The 18,972-nt window shown below is 62.8% G+C and carries 16 protein-coding genes; 3 read left to right on the top strand and 13 right to left on the bottom strand.

Features of this window, described 5'->3' with window-relative positions; translation table 11 throughout:
• Positions 1 to 294 precede the first annotated feature (294 nt).
• From I6L47_RS04050 to phnR, 5 genes are all read right to left on the bottom strand, one after another.
• Positions 295 to 1,701 carry an FAD-dependent oxidoreductase gene (locus tag I6L47_RS04050; protein WP_216948729.1) on the bottom strand — a complete coding sequence of 469 codons (1,407 nt, stop codon included), beginning with the start codon at positions 1,699 to 1,701 and terminating at the stop codon, positions 295 to 297.
• An 18-nt stretch (positions 1,702 to 1,719) separates the two neighbouring features.
• The gene (locus tag I6L47_RS04045) at positions 1,720 to 3,456 is read right to left on the bottom strand and encodes a putative 2-aminoethylphosphonate ABC transporter permease subunit (RefSeq protein WP_216948728.1); all 1,737 of its coding nucleotides are present in this window, start codon (positions 3,454 to 3,456) and stop codon (positions 1,720 to 1,722) included.
• Positions 3,453 to 4,547, bottom strand: a complete 1,095-nt coding sequence (locus I6L47_RS04040) for a putative 2-aminoethylphosphonate ABC transporter ATP-binding protein (RefSeq protein WP_216948727.1) — start codon at positions 4,545 to 4,547, stop codon at positions 3,453 to 3,455. Before I6L47_RS04040 ends, I6L47_RS04045 begins: the two co-directional genes overlap by 4 nt.
• Before the next feature lie 272 nt (positions 4,548 to 4,819).
• A complete protein-coding gene (locus I6L47_RS04035; protein ID WP_043824248.1) occupies positions 4,820 to 5,839 on the bottom strand; it encodes a putative 2-aminoethylphosphonate ABC transporter substrate-binding protein in 1,020 nt (339 codons plus the stop codon).
• Between the two features lie 120 nt (positions 5,840 to 5,959).
• The gene (gene phnR, locus I6L47_RS04030) at positions 5,960 to 6,667 is read right to left on the bottom strand and encodes a phosphonate utilization transcriptional regulator PhnR (RefSeq protein WP_167556589.1); all 708 of its coding nucleotides are present in this window, start codon (positions 6,665 to 6,667) and stop codon (positions 5,960 to 5,962) included.
• Positions 6,668 to 6,932: 265 nt separating this feature from the next.
• Between phnR and phnW the strand changes: the two genes are divergently transcribed.
• Genes phnW through phnX form a run of 3 tightly spaced genes read left to right on the top strand, consistent with a single transcriptional unit; the run spans position 6,933 to position 10,343 of the window.
• Complete coding sequence (gene phnW / locus I6L47_RS04025; protein WP_216948726.1) at positions 6,933 to 8,075, top strand: 2-aminoethylphosphonate--pyruvate transaminase; 1,143 nt, start codon at positions 6,933 to 6,935, stop codon at positions 8,073 to 8,075.
• The gene (locus I6L47_RS04020; protein ID WP_216948725.1) at positions 8,072 to 9,511 is read left to right on the top strand and encodes an aspartate aminotransferase family protein; all 1,440 of its coding nucleotides are present in this window, start codon (positions 8,072 to 8,074) and stop codon (positions 9,509 to 9,511) included. The genes phnW and I6L47_RS04020 overlap by 4 nt, the downstream gene beginning before the upstream one ends.
• On the top strand, positions 9,504 to 10,343 hold the full coding sequence (gene phnX, locus I6L47_RS04015) for a phosphonoacetaldehyde hydrolase (RefSeq protein ID WP_216948724.1): 840 nt from the start codon (positions 9,504 to 9,506) through the stop codon (positions 10,341 to 10,343). The genes I6L47_RS04020 and phnX overlap by 8 nt, the downstream gene beginning before the upstream one ends.
• A gap of 98 nt (positions 10,344 to 10,441) precedes the next feature.
• On the opposite strand, the gene I6L47_RS04010 is transcribed toward phnX, so the two are convergent.
• From I6L47_RS04010 to nrfA, 8 genes are all read right to left on the bottom strand, one after another.
• Positions 10,442 to 10,894, bottom strand: a complete 453-nt coding sequence (locus I6L47_RS04010; protein WP_216948723.1) for an NUDIX pyrophosphatase — start codon at positions 10,892 to 10,894, stop codon at positions 10,442 to 10,444.
• Between the two features lie 123 nt (positions 10,895 to 11,017).
• Positions 11,018 to 12,223, bottom strand: coding sequence for a heme lyase NrfEFG subunit NrfF (gene nrfF / locus I6L47_RS04005; protein WP_216948722.1), 1,206 nt, complete (start codon positions 12,221 to 12,223; stop codon positions 11,018 to 11,020).
• Positions 12,220 to 12,822, bottom strand: coding sequence for a DsbE family thiol:disulfide interchange protein (locus I6L47_RS04000; RefSeq protein WP_216948721.1), 603 nt, complete (start codon positions 12,820 to 12,822; stop codon positions 12,220 to 12,222). Before I6L47_RS04000 ends, nrfF begins: the two co-directional genes overlap by 4 nt.
• The gene (nrfE, locus tag I6L47_RS03995) at positions 12,819 to 14,786 is read right to left on the bottom strand and encodes a heme lyase NrfEFG subunit NrfE (RefSeq protein WP_216948720.1); all 1,968 of its coding nucleotides are present in this window, start codon (positions 14,784 to 14,786) and stop codon (positions 12,819 to 12,821) included. The genes I6L47_RS04000 and nrfE overlap by 4 nt, the downstream gene beginning before the upstream one ends.
• Positions 14,787 to 14,935: 149 nt before the next feature.
• The gene (gene nrfD / locus I6L47_RS03990; protein WP_216948719.1) at positions 14,936 to 15,889 is read right to left on the bottom strand and encodes a cytochrome c nitrite reductase subunit NrfD; all 954 of its coding nucleotides are present in this window, start codon (positions 15,887 to 15,889) and stop codon (positions 14,936 to 14,938) included.
• An 87-nt stretch (positions 15,890 to 15,976) separates the two neighbouring features.
• On the bottom strand, positions 15,977 to 16,669 hold the full coding sequence (gene nrfC, locus I6L47_RS03985; RefSeq protein ID WP_216948718.1) for a cytochrome c nitrite reductase Fe-S protein: 693 nt from the start codon (positions 16,667 to 16,669) through the stop codon (positions 15,977 to 15,979).
• On the bottom strand, positions 16,666 to 17,265 hold the full coding sequence (nrfB, locus tag I6L47_RS03980) for a cytochrome c nitrite reductase pentaheme subunit (protein ID WP_216948717.1): 600 nt from the start codon (positions 17,263 to 17,265) through the stop codon (positions 16,666 to 16,668). Before nrfB ends, nrfC begins: the two co-directional genes overlap by 4 nt.
• A 51-nt stretch (positions 17,266 to 17,316) precedes the next feature.
• Entirely contained in the window at positions 17,317 to 18,759 is a 1,443-nt protein-coding gene (gene nrfA, locus I6L47_RS03975) for an ammonia-forming nitrite reductase cytochrome c552 subunit (protein ID WP_139463324.1), read from the bottom strand.
• Positions 18,760 to 18,972 lie beyond the last annotated feature (213 nt).

Below are 18,972 nucleotides of genomic sequence, written 5' to 3'. Positions count from 1 at the left end.
AACGTTTACCGTGAAATATGTTTGTAAATCTGTTTTATGGTTCAGCCACATCCTTGTTTATCCCGTTCTGGTTGGCACAGTCATGCTCGCCTGTTGGGCTTCGCTACGCTCTGCGCCAACCTACACATCACGCTATCTCAACCCTGCCGCCGCTGGGGCCCATCAGCGGATCACGCTTGGCGATAATGCTCCCTCAGATTTCACCTGTAAAAATGCCGACCCTCGGGTCGGCATTTTCAAGAAATAGGGTGTGGGGCGAAACAGTATGGGAAATGGTTGCCCGTTATCGCCGGGCTATTTATCCGCCTTGCCCGCCGCATCGGCAAGTTTGGCCAGCTGTTTGTCATACCAGGCCACCGGGCGGTTCTCATCTTCCGCCCGCTCTTTGCGCCGGATGGCGTTGCGCACCGCCATGGCGCCCAGCCAGCGAAAGGGCTCGGGCGGGAAGTAGCCGCGCGGGCCGCTGACCAGCGTGCAGTCGCGCCACGGCTTGTCCTCCTCCCGCACCTCGTCTCTCACTAGGGCCGCCAGGATCTGGCCGCCGATCCAGCTCTGCGCCACCCCGTTGCCGGAGTAGCCGAGGCCATAGACGATATTGGGCTGCCCTCGCCAGTGCCCGAAGAAGGGGAGGCCATCTACCGAGCGGTCGGAGGCGCCGCACCAGCTGGCGGCGATGGGCACCTCTTTGAGCGCCGGAAAGAAGCGGCGCAGGGTGCGGGTAAGGGGGGCAAGATAACGGCTGGGGGCATCGAACTCGGCCAGATGGCGGTTGGCAAAGGCGAAGGTGTTGCCCCCCTTGCCTAGCATCAGCCGCCCTTGCGGGGTGGAGCGGTAGTAGTGGACAAAGGTGCGGCCATCCACCACGGAGCGGCCGTGCGCAAGTTGCTGGGCAGCCAGTGCATCCGGTGCGGGGTCGGTTATCACCATATCGGAGGAGACCAGTACTATGCTGCGGCGAAACTCGCGAAAGTGCTGCACCATGGCGCTGTTGAGGGCCAGCACCACCTTGCGGGCACGCACCTCGCCCTGTGGCGTTTGCACCCGCGCAGGCTGGCCCGCCTCAAGGCGCCGCATGGGGGTGTGTTCATAGACCTCGACCCCCAGTTCCCGCGCCACCCGCAGCAGGCCGCGCACCAGCAGTGCCGGTTGCACCGAACCCGCGTGGGGGCTGTAGAGCCCCTCCAGATGAACGTGGGAGCCGCTCTGGCTCGCCAGTTCACCCTCTTCAATCGCCTGCCACTGGTTAAGGCCAGCTCGCTTGAGTTCCTGCAATACCGGCTCCATCAGGCCGCGCTGGGCCTCGCTGGTGGCGGTGTAGCAGGTGCCCTCGACCCTCAGCTCCGCTTCTATGTTGTGCGTTTCGCAGAAGCGGGCGATCTCGTGCACCGCCTGCTCGGATCTTTGTACCAGCCAGGCGGCCTGCTCTTCCCCAAAGAGACGCTTTAAGGTCAGGTATTTGGCCGACCAGGTGAGCAGGCAGCCGCCGTTGCGCCCGGAGGCGCCGCCGCCGCAGCGATCTTTCTCCAGCACCAGGATGCGCAAGTGTGGCTCGGCCTGTTTAAGGGCGATGGCGCTCCACAGCCCGGTAAAGCCGCCGCCGACGATGCAGACATCGGCCTCGTGGTTGCCGACTAGGGGCGTGGGCGGCGCGGGTTGTTCGGCGGCGAGCGCTTCGGCTAGCCAGAAGGGGAGAGTGGACATGATGACTCCTCGATAAGGTTATTGGTGGCGCCAGCGCTGGGTGCGATCCAGCAGGGCGCGGCTCAAAAAGAGCTGGAGCAGCTTGACGGTGGCGGCGGCCAGCAGGATCAGGGTGGCCATGGCGGCGGCCGCGGCGGTATCGCCGGAATCCTCCATGTTGAGCACGGCGATGGAGGCGAGCACGCTGTCGCTCGAGTAGAGGAAGATCACCGCCGAGGTGGTGGTCATGGCGTTGACGAACAGGTAAATGAAGATCTCCAGCAGTGCGGGCAGTGAGGCGGGTAGGGTGACTCGCCAGAACGCCTTCCAGAGCGGAATGCGCAATGAGATGGCCACCAGCTCCAGCTCCTTGGGCAACTGCTTGAGGCTGGTCAGCGCCGTCATATGGCCCACCGTGTAGTAGTGGATGACGCAGGAGAGCACCATCAGCGGCAGGGTGCCGTATAGGCTGCCAAAGAGCGGATTGCCGTTGAAAAAGAAGATGTAACCGAGCCCCAGCACCATGCCGGGCACCGCCAGCGACAGCATGGCAAGCAGATGCAACAGCTGGCGCAGCGGCGCAAAGTGGCGCCCCTTCTCCTGCGCCCAGGCCAGCACCATCACCAGCACGGTGCCGATCAGCGCGGTATAGAGGCCCAGCTGCAAGGTGTTGGTAAAGGGCTGCCAGCCATAGACGCTGTTGCTGTCAAAGGCGTAGTGATCGAGCGTCAGCCCGAGGTTATAGGGCCAGAACTGCACCAGAGAGCCGTAAACCGCCATCCCCACCAGTGCCAGAAACAGCAGGGCCCAGAGGGTACACCAGCCGAGCGCCAGCAGATCCCGCAGCCGATGGGGTTTGGGCTGATAGGGCACCGCCTTGGTGCTGCTCTGCTCCTGCATCTTGCTGCGCACTCTGTGCTCCAGGGCAAAGCTCAAGAGCGCCGGCAGCAGCAGGGTGACGCTGGCAACGGCGCCGAGGGAGAAGTTCTGCATCCCGATCACCTGCCGGTAGATATCGGTGGCCAGCACGCTGTACTGGCCGCCAATCACCTTGGCAACCCCGAAGTCGCAGATGGTGAGGGTGAAGACGGCGATGGCGGCGCTGAGCAGGCCATAACGGGCGGTAGGCAGGGTGACGGTGACAAAGGTGCGCCAGCCGCTGCTGCCGAGCACCCGGGAGGCTTCATAGAGGCGGGCATCGCTCTGACCGAGCGCCGTGATAAGGATCATCAGGGCGTGGGGGAAGCACCAGAAGCCAAGGCCAATGACGATGCCGATGGGGCCGTAGATGCTCTCGCCGCCAAGCAACCCCTTGGCGATCCCCTGATTGCCAAACCAGTAGACCAGACTGATGGCGGGCAACAGGGAGGGCATCAACAGCGGGATCAAACCGATGAGGCGAAACAGGGGCTTGCCCGGCATGCAGGTGCGGGTGAGGGCATAGGCGTAGCCGAAGGCGATGGTCACCACCAGCGCGGTGATCAGCACCCCGAGCCAGAGGGTATTGCCGATGGTGCGCCCCAGATGAGGGGAGTCGAAGTAGGCGCTGAAGTTGGCAAGGCCCACCCAGACGCCGTTCTCATCCTGCAGGCTCTTTTGCAACATGGTGAGCAGCGGCAGCAGCAAGCCGCCGGTGAGCAGGGCGATGCCGAGCACCAGCAGGATCAGTTGCAGCAGCTGATCCCGGCTCCAGCCGCGACAGATCCGCTGCCAACGAGAGTCTTGCCGGGCTGTCGCTGGCGGCAACAGGGAAGAGGTCGCAAGGGGGGCTGTCATGGGCGCTCTCCTTCAAGCAGTTGCATCGCCCCGGCGGGCCAGTGCAGCGAGCAGCGCATGCCGCTGCGCCAGCCACCCTGTTCGTGGCGGGGCAGCTCGTGGGTCGGGCGCTCCACCAGGATCTGCTGCGGGCCCAAATAGGTGTCGGCGGTGCAGATAAGGCGCTGGGCGGCGCCGAGAAACTCCACCTGATCGATGGTTGCTTCAACGCCATGTTGGCCAAGATACGGCTCGCTCGGCGCACTCAGGGTGATCGCCTCGGGGCGGATCGCCACCTGCAATTTGCTGCCGGCAGCGGCCTGGTTGGCAAGTGTCAGCGGTTGTTCGTTGAGGCGCACCTGAGTGGGGCTCAGCACCAGCGTCTCGAGGAAGTTCATGGTGCCGACGAAGCTTGCCACGAAGCGGCTGGCAGGCTGGTGGTAGATCTCCTGCGGGGTGCCCACCTGCACGATGCGGCCGCCCTCCATCACCACGATGCGGTCGGCCATGGTCAGCGCCTCTTCCTGATCGTGGGTCACCATGATGGTGGTGATGCCAAGGCGCTGCTGCAGGGCGCGGATCTCGCTGCGAAGATGGGTGCGCACCAGCGCATCCAGCGCGCTGAGAGGTTCGTCCAGCAACAACAGTCCGGGGGAGAGGGCGAGCGCCCGGGCCAGCGCCACCCGCTGCTGCTGGCCGCCGGAGATCTGGCTCGGGTATTTGTGGGACTGGGCAGTGAGATCCACCAGCCCCAGCCAGTGGTCCACCCGCTCCTTGATGAGATCCCGCGCCAACCCCTGATTTTCAAGGCCGAAGGCGATGTTCTGGGCCACCGTCAAGTTGGGGAAGAGAGCATAGGACTGAAACACGATGCCAAAATCGCGCTCCTGGGGCGGCAGGCGAGAGATATTGCGCCCTCCTTGCCAGATCTCGCCGCTGTCCGGCAGATCCAAGCCGGCGATGGCTCTGAGCAGGGTGGTTTTGCCGCAGCCGGAGGGGCCGAGAAAGCAGATAAACTCCCCCGGCTCAATGGTCAGAGAGATCCCTTTAAGGGCCTGAAAAGCACCGAACTGCTTGTTGAGATGTTGAATGTCCAGATAGGGCTGGGTCATGGTTCGACTCGCTACTGATTTGGTATATACCAGTTTGCGGGTGAAGTGTGACGGTCAGGTGATCGGGGGATGACAGCTTGATGACAGTCAAATGAGATCGGGTCGCCAGCAAGTGGCTGGGCACTGTGCGAATGGACTAAGCATCGCTAATTGAAGGCACTACACACTCGGGAAGTTAAAACCAAAAAGCGAAGGCCAACAGCTGTTGGCCTTCGACTGGCAGTTTATTGGCAGCGGTGTGTCTGGCGTGAACAAACCGCCGCCCTTCACGCTTACTGTTTGGCTTCGGTCTTGCCGTCGAAGCTGGCGCTCCACTGGGCCAGGATGGCGTTGCGCTCGCGGGCGGCCCAGCTAAAGTCGTTGTCGATCATCTGGCCTTTGATATCTGCCGGATAGCCCGCTCTCGGTTGGGCTACATCGGGAATGGCGACCACGGCGAACGACTTGTTGTAGAGGGCGTTGGCCTGTTCGGTGGCGGCAAAGTCGAGCAGCTGTTTGGCGGCTTCCAGCTTGGGGGTGCCCTTGATGATGGCGGCAGCTTCCATATCCCAGCCCGACCCCTCTTTCGGGAACACCACCTCGATGGGGGCACCCTTGGCCTTGAGGCTGGTAGCCGGGAAGTCGAAGGAGATACCGATCACCGTTTCACCGCTGGCGGCCAGCTTGCAGGGGGCGGAGCCCGAGTGGGTGTAACGGTCGATGTTCTGGTGCAGGCCGTTCATGAATTGCCAGCCCTGCTGCTCGCCCATGGTCTGCAGCCAGCCAGCAACGCTCAGGTAACCGGTGCCGGAGGAGCTGGGGTTGGGCATGATCACCTTGCCCTTGTAGATGGGCTTGGTGAGGTCGGCCCAGCTGGTGGGGGCCGGGATCCCCTGTTTTTCCGCCTCTACCTTGTTGAAGCAGATGGCGCTGAAGAAGGCGTCCAGACCGATCCAGTGCGGCTCAGCCTTGCTGTCGCGAAAGCGGCTGTCGAGCTTCTCCAGTCCTTTCGGTGCATAGGCATTGAGCATCTGCTGCTGATCGAGCTGCATCAGGCTGGTGGCGGCCAGTCCCCACACCACATCCGCTTTGGGCTGGGCTTTTTCTGCCAGCAAGCGGGCGGTGACCACGCCGGTGGAGTCACGCACCCATTTGATGTTGATATCCGGATGCTGGCGCTCGAACGCGGTTTTCAGCTCGTTGAGCTGCTCCGGTTCGAAGGCGGTGTAGACGGTGAGATCGGTCGCGGCCAGTGCCGGGGCTGTCATGGCAGCCAGCACGGCGGCGGCCAGCAGATGGGTTCCCTGTTTCATCCTCTTCTCCAGTTAAATTGGTTTGGTATAAACCAGATTGGTCGAGAGAGAGGCTAGGGGATCTTTATGACGTGACCGTGACAGCCCCGTGACGTTTTGCCTTTCCTGATTTGTCCGTGACTAATCTTGGGTATCCACCTCGATCTCCAGACTGTCGTGGCGCCAGTACTCCAGATCGAAGTCGAGCACCCGGCCGTGCTGATCGAAGTTGAGTCGCTCGAGGCGCAGGGCGGGCAGACCGGCGGTGGCCCCCAGCGCCTTGGCCACCTCGTCCGGCAGGGCGGTGGGGAAGAAGCGCACCTGCATGCGGGCGTAGTGGAGATCGTAATGGGCCTGGTAGATCTCGGTCAGACTGCCGTTGAGATCCAGCTCCAGCAGGCCGGGCACCCGCTCTGGCAGGCAGTGGTTCTCGCAGTAGCAGATGGCACGCCCGTTGGCGTAGCGCAGTCGCTTGAGCAAAAAGAGGCTGTCGAACGGCTTGAGCTGCAGTTGTGCTATCAACGCGGGCGGCACCGCCTGGCGGCTTTTCTCCAGCAGCTTGGTACGCGGCTCACCCCCTTGCTCCCGCACTATCTGGTGAAAGTTGGAGGTGCGTCTGGGGTTCAAGCGAAAGCGCGGCGGGGTGACGAACCAGCCGCGGCGATCCTCCCGATAGATAAGGCCGTTTGCCTCCAGCTGAACCAGTGCCTCGCGAATGGTGACCCTTGTGGTGCCATAGAGTTCCCCCAGCAGCCGCTCGGAGGGGAGCTTGTCGTTGGGAGCCAGACCCCCGGCCAGGATCTGGTTGGCTAGGGCATCCTTGATCTGCAGATATTGCGGTTTGCTCATGAAAATCCCTGGTTTTGCAATAAGTTGTGCAATGAGTTGGGCAATGGGCTGGGCACAGGGCAGGACATCTGCCCGGTCGTTACACGGCAACATCAACATGCGTTGGTAGATACCAGTATCGCCCCTGCTGTTCAGGCTTCCTAGATTATCGCGATCCCGGCGCTGAAAATGAATTTTTTGTTGCACGTAGCCCCACCCCTTTGACCTTGGCGGGGCAGTTACCCACAATGCGCTCATTCTGGTATATACCAAAAGGAGCGAAGTCATGACCCATATTCCTGCGGCCCCTGCCGCCGTCGATTACCTGCTGCTGACCCCGGGCCCCCTCTCGACCACCGCCACGGTGCGCGCCGCCATGCTGCAAGACAGCTGTACCTGGGATGCGGACTACAACCAGGGCGTGGTGGAGCCCATCCGCCGCGAGCTGGTGCGCCTCGCCACTGGCCCTGAATATGAAAGTGACTACAGCGCCGTGCTGCTGCAGGGGAGTGGCAGCTATGTGGTGGAGAGCGTGCTGGGCTCGGCGATAGGCGTCGATGAGTGTCTGCTGATCATCAACAACGGCGCCTACGGCGCCCGCATGGGGGAGATGGCCCGCTGCCTTGGCCTGCGTCACCATGAGCTGGACTGCGGCGAGACCACCCGCCCGGAGCCCGCCGCCATCGAGGCGATGCTGGCGCGCCACCCCGAGATCACCCATCTGGCCATGGTGCACTGCGAGACCACCACCGGCATGCTCAATCCGCTCGATGAGGTAGCTGAGCTCTGCCAGCGCCGCGGCATCCGCCTGATCGTCGATGCCATGAGCAGCTTTGGCGGTATACCCATCGACATGGGACACCTTGGCATCGAGTTTCTCATCAGCTCGGCCAACAAGTGCATTCAGGGGGTACCGGGCTTTGGCTTCGTCATCGCCCGCCGCGCTGCGCTGGCGGCCTGCGCCGGTCGTGCCCGCTCGGTCTCCCTCGACCTGCATGCCCAGTGGCAGACCATGGAGCAGCAGGGGGGCAAGTGGCGCTTTACCTCGCCCACCCATACCGTGCTCGCCTTTGCCCAGGCGCTGCGCGAGCTGGACGAGGAGGGGGGCATCGCCGCCCGCCATCAGCGTTACAGTGAAAATCAGCGCACCCTGGTGGCGGGGATGGCTGCCCTCGGCTTTGCGCCACTGCTGCCAGAACAGTGGCAATCTCCCATCATCACCGCCTTCTACTCTCCGACCCACCCTGATTACCGCTTCGCCGACTTCTACCAGCGGCTCAAGGCACAGGGTTTTGTTATCTACCCGGGCAAGGTCTCCCAGGCCGATTGCTTCCGCATCGGCAATATCGGTGATGTGACCCCGGGGCGGGTGCACGCTCTGCTCGCCGCCATGGCCAGCGCCTGCTACTGGCAAGGGGACGCGCGATGACCAGCATGCTGGCTCAGGGTCGTGATCTGCGTGGCCGCGATTTGCATGACCATAAGCTGCACGGCAGCGGCCGCGCCGATAGCGAAGGGGATATCAACCTTGGCGAGGGGCGGGCGCGTTGGTGGGCTGACCAGAGCGAGGCGGTGCAGGCGGGATTGGCGGAGGATAGCCGCTACTTTCTCCATCAGGCACTCTCCACCCCCTGTCTGGATTTGATCGAGGGGGCGCAGGGGAGCTGGTTGACCAGCGTATCGGGCAAGCGTTACCTCGATTTTCACGGCAACAGCGTTCATCAGCTGGGTCATGGTCACCCCAGGGTGGTGGCCGCGGTGCAGCAGCAACTCGCCGATCTGCCGTTCGCGCCCCGCCGCTACACCCATCAGGTTGCCATCGACTGTGCCCGCACCCTGGCTGAACTGGCTCCCGGCGATCTCAACCGGGTGCTGTTCGCCCCCGGCGGCAGCGAGGTGGTGGGGATTGCCCTGAAGCTTGCCCGTTTCATCACCGGCAACAGCAAGGTGGTGTCCCTGTGGGATGCCTTTCACGGCGCCTCTCTCGATGCCATCTCGGTCGGCGGTGAAGCCTGTTTTCGCGCCGGTATGGGCCCACTGATGGCCGGAGTGGAGCGCATCCCGCCGCCCACCCGTTATCGCGGTGTCTGGTACCGCGGGGAGGGGGATGACCTGCACTACGCCGATTATCTGGAGTACGTCATCGAGAAGGAGGGAGGAATAGGCGCCTTTATCGCCGAGCCCATCCGCAACACCGATGTACAGGTGCCCTCGAAAGCCTACTGGCAGCGGGTGCGGGAGATCTGCGATCGCCACAAGGTGTTGCTGATCGTCGACGAGATCCCCAATGCCCTGGGCCGCACCGGCCACTGGTTCAGCTTTGAAGAGTTCGGCATCGAGCCTGACATCATTTGTCTGGGCAAGGGGTTGGGGGGCGGTGTGGTGCCGTTTGCCGCGCTCATCACCCGCGACCGTTTCAATCAGGCCGCAGCTATTTCGCTCGGTCACTACACCCACGAGAAGAGCCCTATAGGCTGCGCGGCGGCCCTCGCGACCATCGCTACCATCCGCGAAGAGGGGTTGCTGGCAAAAGCGCAGGAGGATGGCCGTTTTATGGCGGCCGAGCTCGGCAAGTTGGCCGAACGTCACCCGCTGATCGGGCAGGTGCGCGGTATCGGTATGCTTTGGGCGCTCGATCTGGTGGTCGATCACCAGAGTCGTGCCCGCAATAGCCAGGCCGCCGAGCGGCTGCTCTACCGCTGTCTGGAGCTGGGGCTCAGCTTCAAGGTCTCCCAAGGGAACGTCATCCAGCTCTCGCCACCGCTCAATATCGCCCGCGCCGATCTGGTGCGCGCCATTTCCATTCTCGATCGCGCCCTTGGCGAGATCGCATTTTCCCCGAAACAGGAACATCACCATGACTGACTTGCAGATTGCCATCCACCCGACCACCGACGTGGAGGCGCTGATCCTCGACTGGGCTGGCACCGTCGTCGATTTCGGCTCCTTCGCCCCCACCTCCATCTTCGTCGAGGCCTTTGCCCGCGCCTATGACTTTCCCGTGACCCTGGACGAAGCACGCCAGCCTATGGGCCTTGGCAAGTGGGATCATATCGCCGCGCTGGGCCGTCTGCCTTCGGTGGATGCGCGCTGGCAGGCTCGCTTCGGCCACCCCATGAGCCACGCCGAGGTGGACCACCTCTATCACACCTTTATGCCGCTGCAGATTGCCGCGGTGACCCGCTTCGCCGACCCGATCCCCGGCGTGTTGCCGGTGCTGGACGCTCTGCGGGTGCAGGGGATGAAAATCGGCTCCTGCTCCGGTTATCCCCGTCCTGTGATGGAGGCGCTGGTACCTGCTGCGGCCGATCACGGCTACCGCCCGGATCACTGGGTCGCCACCGACGATCTAAAGGCTGGTGGTCGCCCCGGTCCCTGGATGGCGCTGGCCAACGTAATTGAGCTGGGAGTGAGCGCGGTGCATCGCTGCATCAAGGTGGATGACGCCGTGCCGGGTATCAGCGAAGGGCTTAACGCGGGCATGTGGACGGTGGGATTGTCGGTTTCTGGCAACGAATTTGGTGCCACTTGGGACGAGTTTGCCGCCATGAGCGAGGCGGAGAGCGCCGCCCGGCGCGCACCGGCCGAGGCCAAACTGCGGGCGGCGGGGGCTCACTATGTCATCGACACTCTGGCGGATATCGCCCCGGTTATCGCCGATATCAACCGCCGTCTGGCCGCTGGCGAGCGGCCGTAGGCCATCTGCTTGGTCTAACAAAAGCGCTTGGCTGGCTTTAGATACAACACGCCCCCATCCGGGGGCGTGTTGCATTTACAGGGGGAAGCCGTGCGCGGTCAGCGGATATCGACCCGCATCAGGGGAGAGGGGGCGTTGTCGACAAAATGGTGCCAGATATGGTCGTAGAGTGCCTTCTGGCCGGGGAAACTCACCAGCGCCTTGGCCTCGGCCAGGGAACACCAGAGATATTCGGTGTGCTCGTCGTTGAGGATCACCGCCTGATTGGGCGGGCAATAGATCACAAAGACCGGCACCACCTCCACCGTATTCAAGCTCGCCTCGTAAAACTGTTCCAGATACTGGCCGTTGTAGAGTTCGGTGACCCTGATCCCCGTCTCTTCGCCAAACTCCCGAATAATGGTCTGCCAGCCGGTTTCACCCGCCTCCACCGTGCCCGCCACATGGCACCAGAAGCCCCCCTTGACCCGTTTCATCACCAGCAATCTGGTTTCGCCATCGACAGTGGTGAGGGCAACGCCAGAGACGGCCTTGCAGCGAATGGGGATCATGATGTGACTCCAGAGGTTGGCCAAAGAGAGCCGTATTGTTTGGCGGACGAGTCAGAGTGGCAAGTGATTTTACGGTCGGCACAGGTCTGTGCCGACGGGGAGGGCCAAAGTGACTGGAGGCGGTCAGCCCCTCATTATGCTTGCCGTCTGGATCGCCTCGATCAGCGCGGCCCGATTGATGCGAGGGCGCTCGCCATCGAGCAGTTGCTGCCACAGCGCAATGGCCTGACTGTAGCGACCATGCAGGAAGTGATCGGAGGCGAGCAGCATCAGGGCGCTCACTTCCCCCGCGTCCTGCTTGAGGGCGCTCTCCAGCAGGCGGGTTGCCTCGGGAGTCAGCTGCTGGCCCGCCTGATAGTAGAGCACGGTGGCTTGGGCGGCTTGAGTCGCCGCGCTGGCGCCCCCCTCCAGCAGAGCGAGACGCTGGTAGGCGAGCAGGGCGTTGTCATATTCGCCCCGATAGAGATAGAGCTGGCCGAGCGCCGCCCAGCTGTCGAGATCGGCGGGGTTGCGCTGAAGTTTCTGATGCAGACTCCCTAGCTCCTTGTCCTGCAGATCCCGCGGGCTCAACCCCGCCAGCGGATCGGGACGGGATGCATAATCCTGCCATGCCTGATAGCGGCCGGTGCTGAGATAGCCAGCGGCAACAGCCGCGATGGCCAGGAGGCCAAGCAGCAACAAGGCCCGCCCGTGCCGGTTATTGCGGCCGCGATTGTCATGCTGGCTGGCCAGTTGCGCACGCAGGGTCAGCTCAGCAGCCGGGATAGCGCTGGCCAGGCGGGCGGCGCTCAGCTCCCTGTAGAGTGGTTGGTCGGGGGAGAGGCCTGCTTGCTCCCCGTGCATGATCAGCAAATTCAATTCGCTGCGCGGATCGGCGGCGGGTTGAGGGGGGGCCTCAACGATGGCCTTAACGACAGGGATGGGTTGCGCCTTTGTGCGCGTCAGGCGGCGAAACAGGGTCAACAGCGCCAGCCCCAACAGCAGCAGGGGACCGCCCCACAGCAGCGCCGTGCTGGCCTTGAAGGGGGGATCGTAGCGGACGAAATCGCCGAAGCGCTCTGTCATGCGGGCGATCACCTGTTCATCGCTCTGCCCCTCGTCCACCCAGCGGTAGACCTCTAGCCGCAGATCCCGCGCGATGGGGGAATTGGACTCCACCAGATTCTGGTTCTGGCACTGGGGGCAGCGCAGGGCGCGGGCTAGCTCTTGCGCCCGATTTTGCAGCTCGGGGTGGCGAAACTGATAGGTATCGACCCCGCTGGAATATGCAGTTGCACTCAGCAGCATGCCGAGAGCCAGCAGGGCGCGGGCAAGAGAACGGCGCATCATGGCTGTGTCTCCCGAGCTGATGTTGCAATAGACGGCGCAATAGCTGGTGCAGTAGTGGCGGCCTTCATTTGCGCGTCAGTTCGCGCCTGGTCGAGCAGGGGGGCAAACTGACGTTGCCAGATCCCTTTGGTGAGTTCGCCGGTATGGCGGGCGAGCAGGGCACCATCGGCATCAAACAGATAGGTTTCCGGCGTGCCGTAGACGCCGAGCTCAAGGGCCAGTTTGCCGTCAGGGTCGGCCAGTATCGCGCGATAGGGGTTGCCCGCCTGGATAAGCCAAGCGCGGGCCGCATCCCCCTTGTCCCGGTAGTTGAGACCGTAGAGGGACACTGTGCCCGCGAGCTCGCTGATCAGCGGATGCTCGGCGCGGCAGTTGACGCACCAGCTGGCCCAGACGTTAAGCACAAAGGGCTCACCTTTGAGGCTGGCGGTCTGGATCCGACTCCCATCCAGCAGATTGTCGCTCTGCCACACAGGCAGGGTGCGCCCGAGCGTCGCCTCATCCTGGCTGTAGGGATTGTTGTCAAGGCCGAGCCAGAGCAGGGTGCCGAGGCCCAGAGTAAGGAGCAGGGGAAGAAAGAGGCGCAGGCGGGATCTCATAACGCCTCCTGTTCGAGCCGGGGACGGGAGGTGCCAACCGCAACGGAACGAGAGGCAAGCAAGGGGCGACGGGCGAGCAGACGCAGGGGGCCGCCCGCCATCATCAACAGGCCGCCGAGCCAGATCCAGCGCACCAGCGGCTTGTAGTGCAGCCGCATGGCATAGGCATCTGGCCCCATCTTCTCACCCAGCACCACGTAGAGATCGCCGAGCATTCCCCACGCGATGCCCGGCTCGTTCATGTTCATGGTACGCACGCTGTAGTGGCGCCGCTCCGGTGTCAGCCGCGCCACCTCTTTACCGTTCTTGTGCACGCTAAGCGTGATCCGCTCGGCGGTATAGTTGGGGCAGATCACCGGCTCGCGCCCCTCATAGCGAAATTCGAACGCGCCGAGCTGGTAGGGCTGGTTGGCACTTAGCACAGTGCCCCCCTCCTGACTGTGGTCACTCACCTGCGCGATGCCAAGGGCGCACACCGCCACCCCGAGGTGGGCCAGCAAACTGCCGAACCGATTGAGGGTGAACTCGCGCAGCGACGTCGGTTGCAAGAGCGGGAGCAACAGGCTGGCCATCAGCCAGAGGCTCACAATATTGGCGAGGATGCCAATCCAGCTACCGGAAAACGATCCCTGTTCCAGATAGGCAAGGCTAATGAGCCCGCCGCTAAGCAGGCCAAACAGCGGTGGCAACAAAGCGTTTAGTCGGGAATGTGCCGCAAGCTGCTGCCAGCGCAGGCGCGGCAGCTGGGTCATCAGCGCCATCAGGCAGAGGGCCAGCGGCACGAAGATGGTATTGAAATAGGGGGCGCCCACCGAGAGCGAACCCAGATGAAGCGACTGGAACACCATGGGGTAGAAGGTGCCGAGCAGCACGCTGGCGCAGGCCACGCAGAGCAGCAGGATGGCGGCGCCGAGCAGCCCCTCTTTTGACTGCAAGCCAAAGCGGGCATAGGGGGCGCGAATGTCCGCCCGCAGGGCAAACAGGGTGAGGGCGCAGGTCAATAGCAAACCGAGCAGCAACAAGAGGGTGAGGCCGCGGCTGGGGTCCACCGCAAAGGCGTGCACCGAGGTGAGTATCCCGGAGCGCACCACGAAGGTGCCGAGCAGGCTCAAGGCGAAGGTGAAGATGGAGAGCAACAGCACGGCGTGGCCGTAGGCGCCGCGCTTCTCGCAGACAATCAGGGCGTGCAGCAGGGCGGTGCCCAGCAGCCAGGGCAAGAGGGAGGCATTTTCCACCGGATCCCAGAACCACCAGCCGCCCCAGCCGAGCTCGTAATAGGCCCACCAGGAACCTAGCACGATGCCGGCGGTGAGAAACACCCAGGAGCCGAGCGCCCAAGGGCGGCTCCAGTGGGCCACGGCGCCATCGAGCCTGCCCGAGTGCAGCGCCGCCATGGCGAAGGCAAAGTTGACGACAAAGCCGACGTAACCGAGATAGAGCAGGGGGGGGTGGATGATGAGGCCAATGTCCTGCAGCATGGGGTTGAGATCGCGCCCCTCCAGCGGCCCCGGGAATTGGCGGTCAAACGGGCTGGAGAAGATCAGGGTATAGAGGCCGAACAGCCCGACGATCAGTCCCATGATGGCCAATACCCGGGCTGTGATCAGCGGATCGACCCGCTTGGAGCAAAGGGCCACCAAGGCGCCCCACAGCCCCAGCGCAAAAACGAAAAAGAGCATGGAGCCTTCATGGCCGCCCCATACCGCCGCCAGCTTGAAGCCCAGCGGCAGGGCACTGTTGGCGTGCTGGGCCACATAGCTGACGGTGAAATCATCCTGGCCAAAGCAGCTGGCGAGCAGCAGCAGGGAGGCCAATAGCAGGATGGCATTGATCAGCGCCAGCGGCGCTGCGCTGCGCAGCAGAGTCGGGGAGGCGAGCCGTAATCCCAGCCAGGGCAGCAGCCCTTGCAGTAGGGCGAGCCCGGTCGCCAGCAACAGTGAGAGATAGCCAAGCTCCGCCAGCACACAACCTCCAGTCAATCATTCGTCTATGTTATGCCGCAGCGTCTGCACCGTACCGGCGCTGGGGGATAACATCCACATTCCTAGCAACAATTCATCGCAACAAATAAGCGCCAGTCACCCGAGGGCGGCTGGCGCTGGTGATCATACCGTTATACGACCGTCATTTGGCCGGCGTATAGCACGAAGTAGCGCAGCAGCAGGATCCCCACCAGAGTCAGGCTGCAGACCAGCACCAGATGGCCGTTTCGCTCCCGCAGGGGCGCCGGGGTCAGCAGAGCCAGCAGCTGGGGCAGCAGCATGCCGATGCCCACCACCCCGAGCCAGAACACCTGAGCCCAGAAACCGCTGCCGATGGCCGCCCACATCGCCACCTCTTTCTGGCCGCCACCGAAGTAGAGGCCGGTAAAGAAGCAGACCAGCAGCAACACCTCCACCGCCAGCACGGGTCGCTCGAAGCGATGCACAAAGCTCACCCCCTGGCTGTGATGGTTCTCCTTGAAGAACGTCACCGCCAGCAAGATGGTGGAGGCGATGCCAGAGCTGATGCCCGAGACCAGAAACAGCACCGGCAGCACCGGGTTGTTCAACAGCGGATAGGTCTTGAGCGCCGAGAGCAGAAAGCCGGTGTAGGCCCCCAGCAGCACGGCGAGCAGCAGCAACAGCGGGACCAGCAGCCGCTCGATGCGGGCAAGCCAGCCAATCAGCCCATCCACAAAAGCGAGCTTCTCTTTCAGCAACCGGTGGCGCAGGGTCTCGATCTCGGCGCGAAACACCACCGCTAGCCAGGCGAACAGCACCGCCATATAGAGCTGAAACAGCATGACCCCCATCGACATCACTGAGTCGAACTGGTAGTGGAACATCAGCTTCCAGAAGGTCCAGGGGCGGGCCAGATGGAAGATAAGGATCAGCAGCCCCAATATCACGCTCGCTGGCGCCAGAATGGCGGTCGCCTTGATGATGCCGCTCTCGCTGCCTGCCCCCTTGCGGCGCAGCAGCACCGAGAGGGTGGTGGCCCCGGCGGAGATGCCGAGCAGAAAGAGATAGATAGCGATGGGCCAGTCCCACACCAGAGAGGAGAAGTGAAATGCGTCATGCAACATGATCCATTCCTCCTTCTGTTACTGCGGTAGATGGCGATCGGACAAATCCCCACACGAGGGAAGGGAAGTGAAATGCCGCTTGCATCGTCATGACGTTATCTCCCCTTTGGGCACGCGGTACATCTTGGGCGAGGTGCCGAGTGCCTGCTTGTAGCGATAGGTGGTCTCCTTCACCAGCCGTTGGGCGATGGGGCTGTCCGGGTCATCCAGATTGCCGAACACCAGCGCCTTGGTGGGGCAAGATTCGACACAGGCGGGCTCCTTGCCCGCCGCCAGGTTGGTCTTGCGGCAAAAGTCGCACTTGTCCGCCACCCGGGTGACCGGGTTGATAAAGCGCACCTGATAGGGGCAGGCGGCCAGACAATACATGCAGCCGACGCAGAGATCCGCGTCGACATCGACGATGCCATCCTCCTTGCGGATATGGGAGGCGCCGGTGGGGCAGACATGCACGCAGGGGGCGTTGTCGCAGTGCTGGCAGGACTTGCGAAAGAAGCGGTACTCGGCGTCGGGAAATTCACCGATGGGACCTGAACGGATGATCTCGAGGCGCGAGACCCCTTCCGGCACTTTGTTGACCTCCCGGCAGGCATCCATGCAGGCGGTGCAGCCGATGCAGGCCGTCTCATCGTGGATCATGCCATAGCGGATCCCATCGATGGTCTGGCTGCGGGCGAGGGGGGTGGCAAGGGAGCGGGTGTTGGCACGAGCAGTCCCCGTCATCATGATAAGGGCCCCCGCGCTCATCCCCGCCATAAAGTCACGGCGAGAGCAGCTCATGAGGCCTCCTTGCCGGTAGCCGGTTTGGACTGCTCCTGCCGGGCCTTGCTGGCCTCATGCTGCTTGCTGTGGCAGTCGACGCAGAGCTTGATGCGGGATTTTTCCGGGATCCCCACCATGGGCTCCTTGGCCGGGTGCAACTGGTGGCAGCTGGTGCAGGTGAGCTTGGTGGCGTGCACGTCGTGGGCCCAGAGTGCCTCGCGAAGCTCTTTGGGCTCGTGGCAGCTCATGCAGACCCCGTTCTGCTCGCTGATGGGATAAAGCTTGATGCCCTCTTTATCCTTCAGGCTGTGGCTAAAGCGCATCACATCCTTGACCCCTTCCCTGTGCTGGGGGGAGGGCTGGCCGTGGCAGTTGGTGCAGGTCACCGGTTTAAGGTTGTTGGGATTGGTCGCCTGACCATGCTTGCCGTGCATCCCTTCGCTCTGCTCCTTGTGACAGTCGGTGCAGGCCTTGTCGGGATTGCGTAAAAATTCCACCTCATGTGTAGCTGGAACAGGGGCTGCTGCCGGCTCGGCCGCCTGATCCTGCAGGCTGGTGAGCAACATGGCTGCCATCAGCATCAGTCGTAAAAAATCCATCGTTAAATCACCCATAGGAAGCCTCCATCCGCTGCGGGCCTGGTCTGGCCGGGCCCGCAGGCGCCGTTACTGTGCCAGCCGTCCGGCCGCTTTGGCCTCGGCATCCCAGGCGGGGACCGTGGTCTTGAGGAACTGGGCCTTGTCGCTGTTGAACTGCTTCATATCCATGCCAAGGGCGGCTTGCGCTTTCTCCTTGGTAGAGATGTCGGGGATGGCGATCTCGTGGCTGATCCCCTTGCTGGCCAACAGGCGCGCCAGCTTGGTGCGGGCGTCAGCGGCTTTATCCAGCGCGCTGCCAAGTACCTTGAGGGCCACTTCGGGGGCGTGCATCTGCACTCCGTGGGAGGCGATGGCGTAGTCCCAGCGCCACTGGGCGTGACGGATGTCCTGCAGAATATCCTTCATCTCTGCCTCGGTGGCGCCGGCATCCCAGGCCGCCTTGGCTTCAAAGTGGGCGTGTACCAGCTGCTTCTCGACCTTCAGCTTGGTTTCGATTACCGCCTCTTTGCGCTGCTTGACGATCCCTTGCAGCATCTCCTTGCTCTGGGTGTGGCAGTTGCGGCAGGTCTGCTCGAAGCGATCGAAGGGGTTCCCCACTTTGTGATCCGTGTAGACCTTGCCCTGCTCGTTCTGCACCTTGGGCATGTGGCAGTCGACACAGGCGACGTTGTTCTGGCCGTGAATGCCGGCGCGCCAGGTTTCGTACTCGGGGTGCTGGGCTTTGAGCATGGGGGTTTTGGAGAGGGCATGGGTCCAGTCGGCAAAGCCGATTTCATCGTAATAGGCCTCCATCTGCTCAACCGTGGTGCCCTTGTCCCAGGGGAATTTGACCGCCTTGGTGGGGCCGCTGAAGTAATACTCCACGTGGCACTGGCCGCACACCTGGGACTGCTGATCAAAGCGCCCCTGCTCCTTGAATGGCTTGCCGATGGCGGTCATGGCCCGATCGGCATAGGGACGGGAGAGGTGCAGGGCAGGTTTACCCTCCTTGAACTCCTTCGAGGCGGTGTCGTGGCAGTCGGCGCAGCCGATGGTGTTGACTACTTCCGGCCCGCCCTTGGCCCACATCCCTTTGAAGTAGCCATCCTCACCCTTCTCGTCGATGACGCGGGCCACGTCCGGGCCTTTACAGCTCCAGCAGGCCATCGGCAGCGGACCATCTTCGGCGGTCTTGGGGGCGCCGGTACGCAGGGTTTCCCGCACGTCGGTCAGCGCATAGAAGTGGCCACGCGGTTTGTTGTAATCCTTGGCGAAGGGGTAACCGCCCCACAGCACCACCATATTGGGATCTTCCGCCAGCGCATCGGTGCGTTCCTTGCTTTCGCTGGTGGCTTGCCAGCTGGTGAACTGATCGGCGTGATCCTTGGCGAACAGCTCGCTGCGCGCCTCTATCTTGCCCTTGGTGGTTGCGTCATCAGCCAGTGCCCAGCCGCTTGCACCAAGCCAGCTGGTCAGCAGCAGGGCGGCGAGGCCCAGTTTGATATGCCTGTGTTGTGAACCCACGTTTATCACTCCCAGATAAATGTTTTGGTCTCGTCTGACCCGTTCCATCTTGGTGTGGATCTTCCCCCCGTCGGGCGGGGTGGGCAGACATTCGCTTGCGGGTGAATAAAACCGCGCAATATATGATTGCTAGAGGGTTACCCTAACAAATAGGTAAATTTAATGATGATTTATCGGAGGGAGAGTTGTGCCAGATCAATTGGTGCACAGGATTGATTG

Origin of the sequence: Aeromonas sp. FDAARGOS 1417 (assembly GCF_019046985.1) — a bacterium.
In the GTDB taxonomy this organism is placed as follows: Bacteria; Pseudomonadota; Gammaproteobacteria; order Enterobacterales; family Aeromonadaceae; genus Aeromonas; species Aeromonas veronii.
Note: the sequence above shows the minus strand (reverse complement) of the source record. Positions and strands in the feature narration are given on the sequence as shown.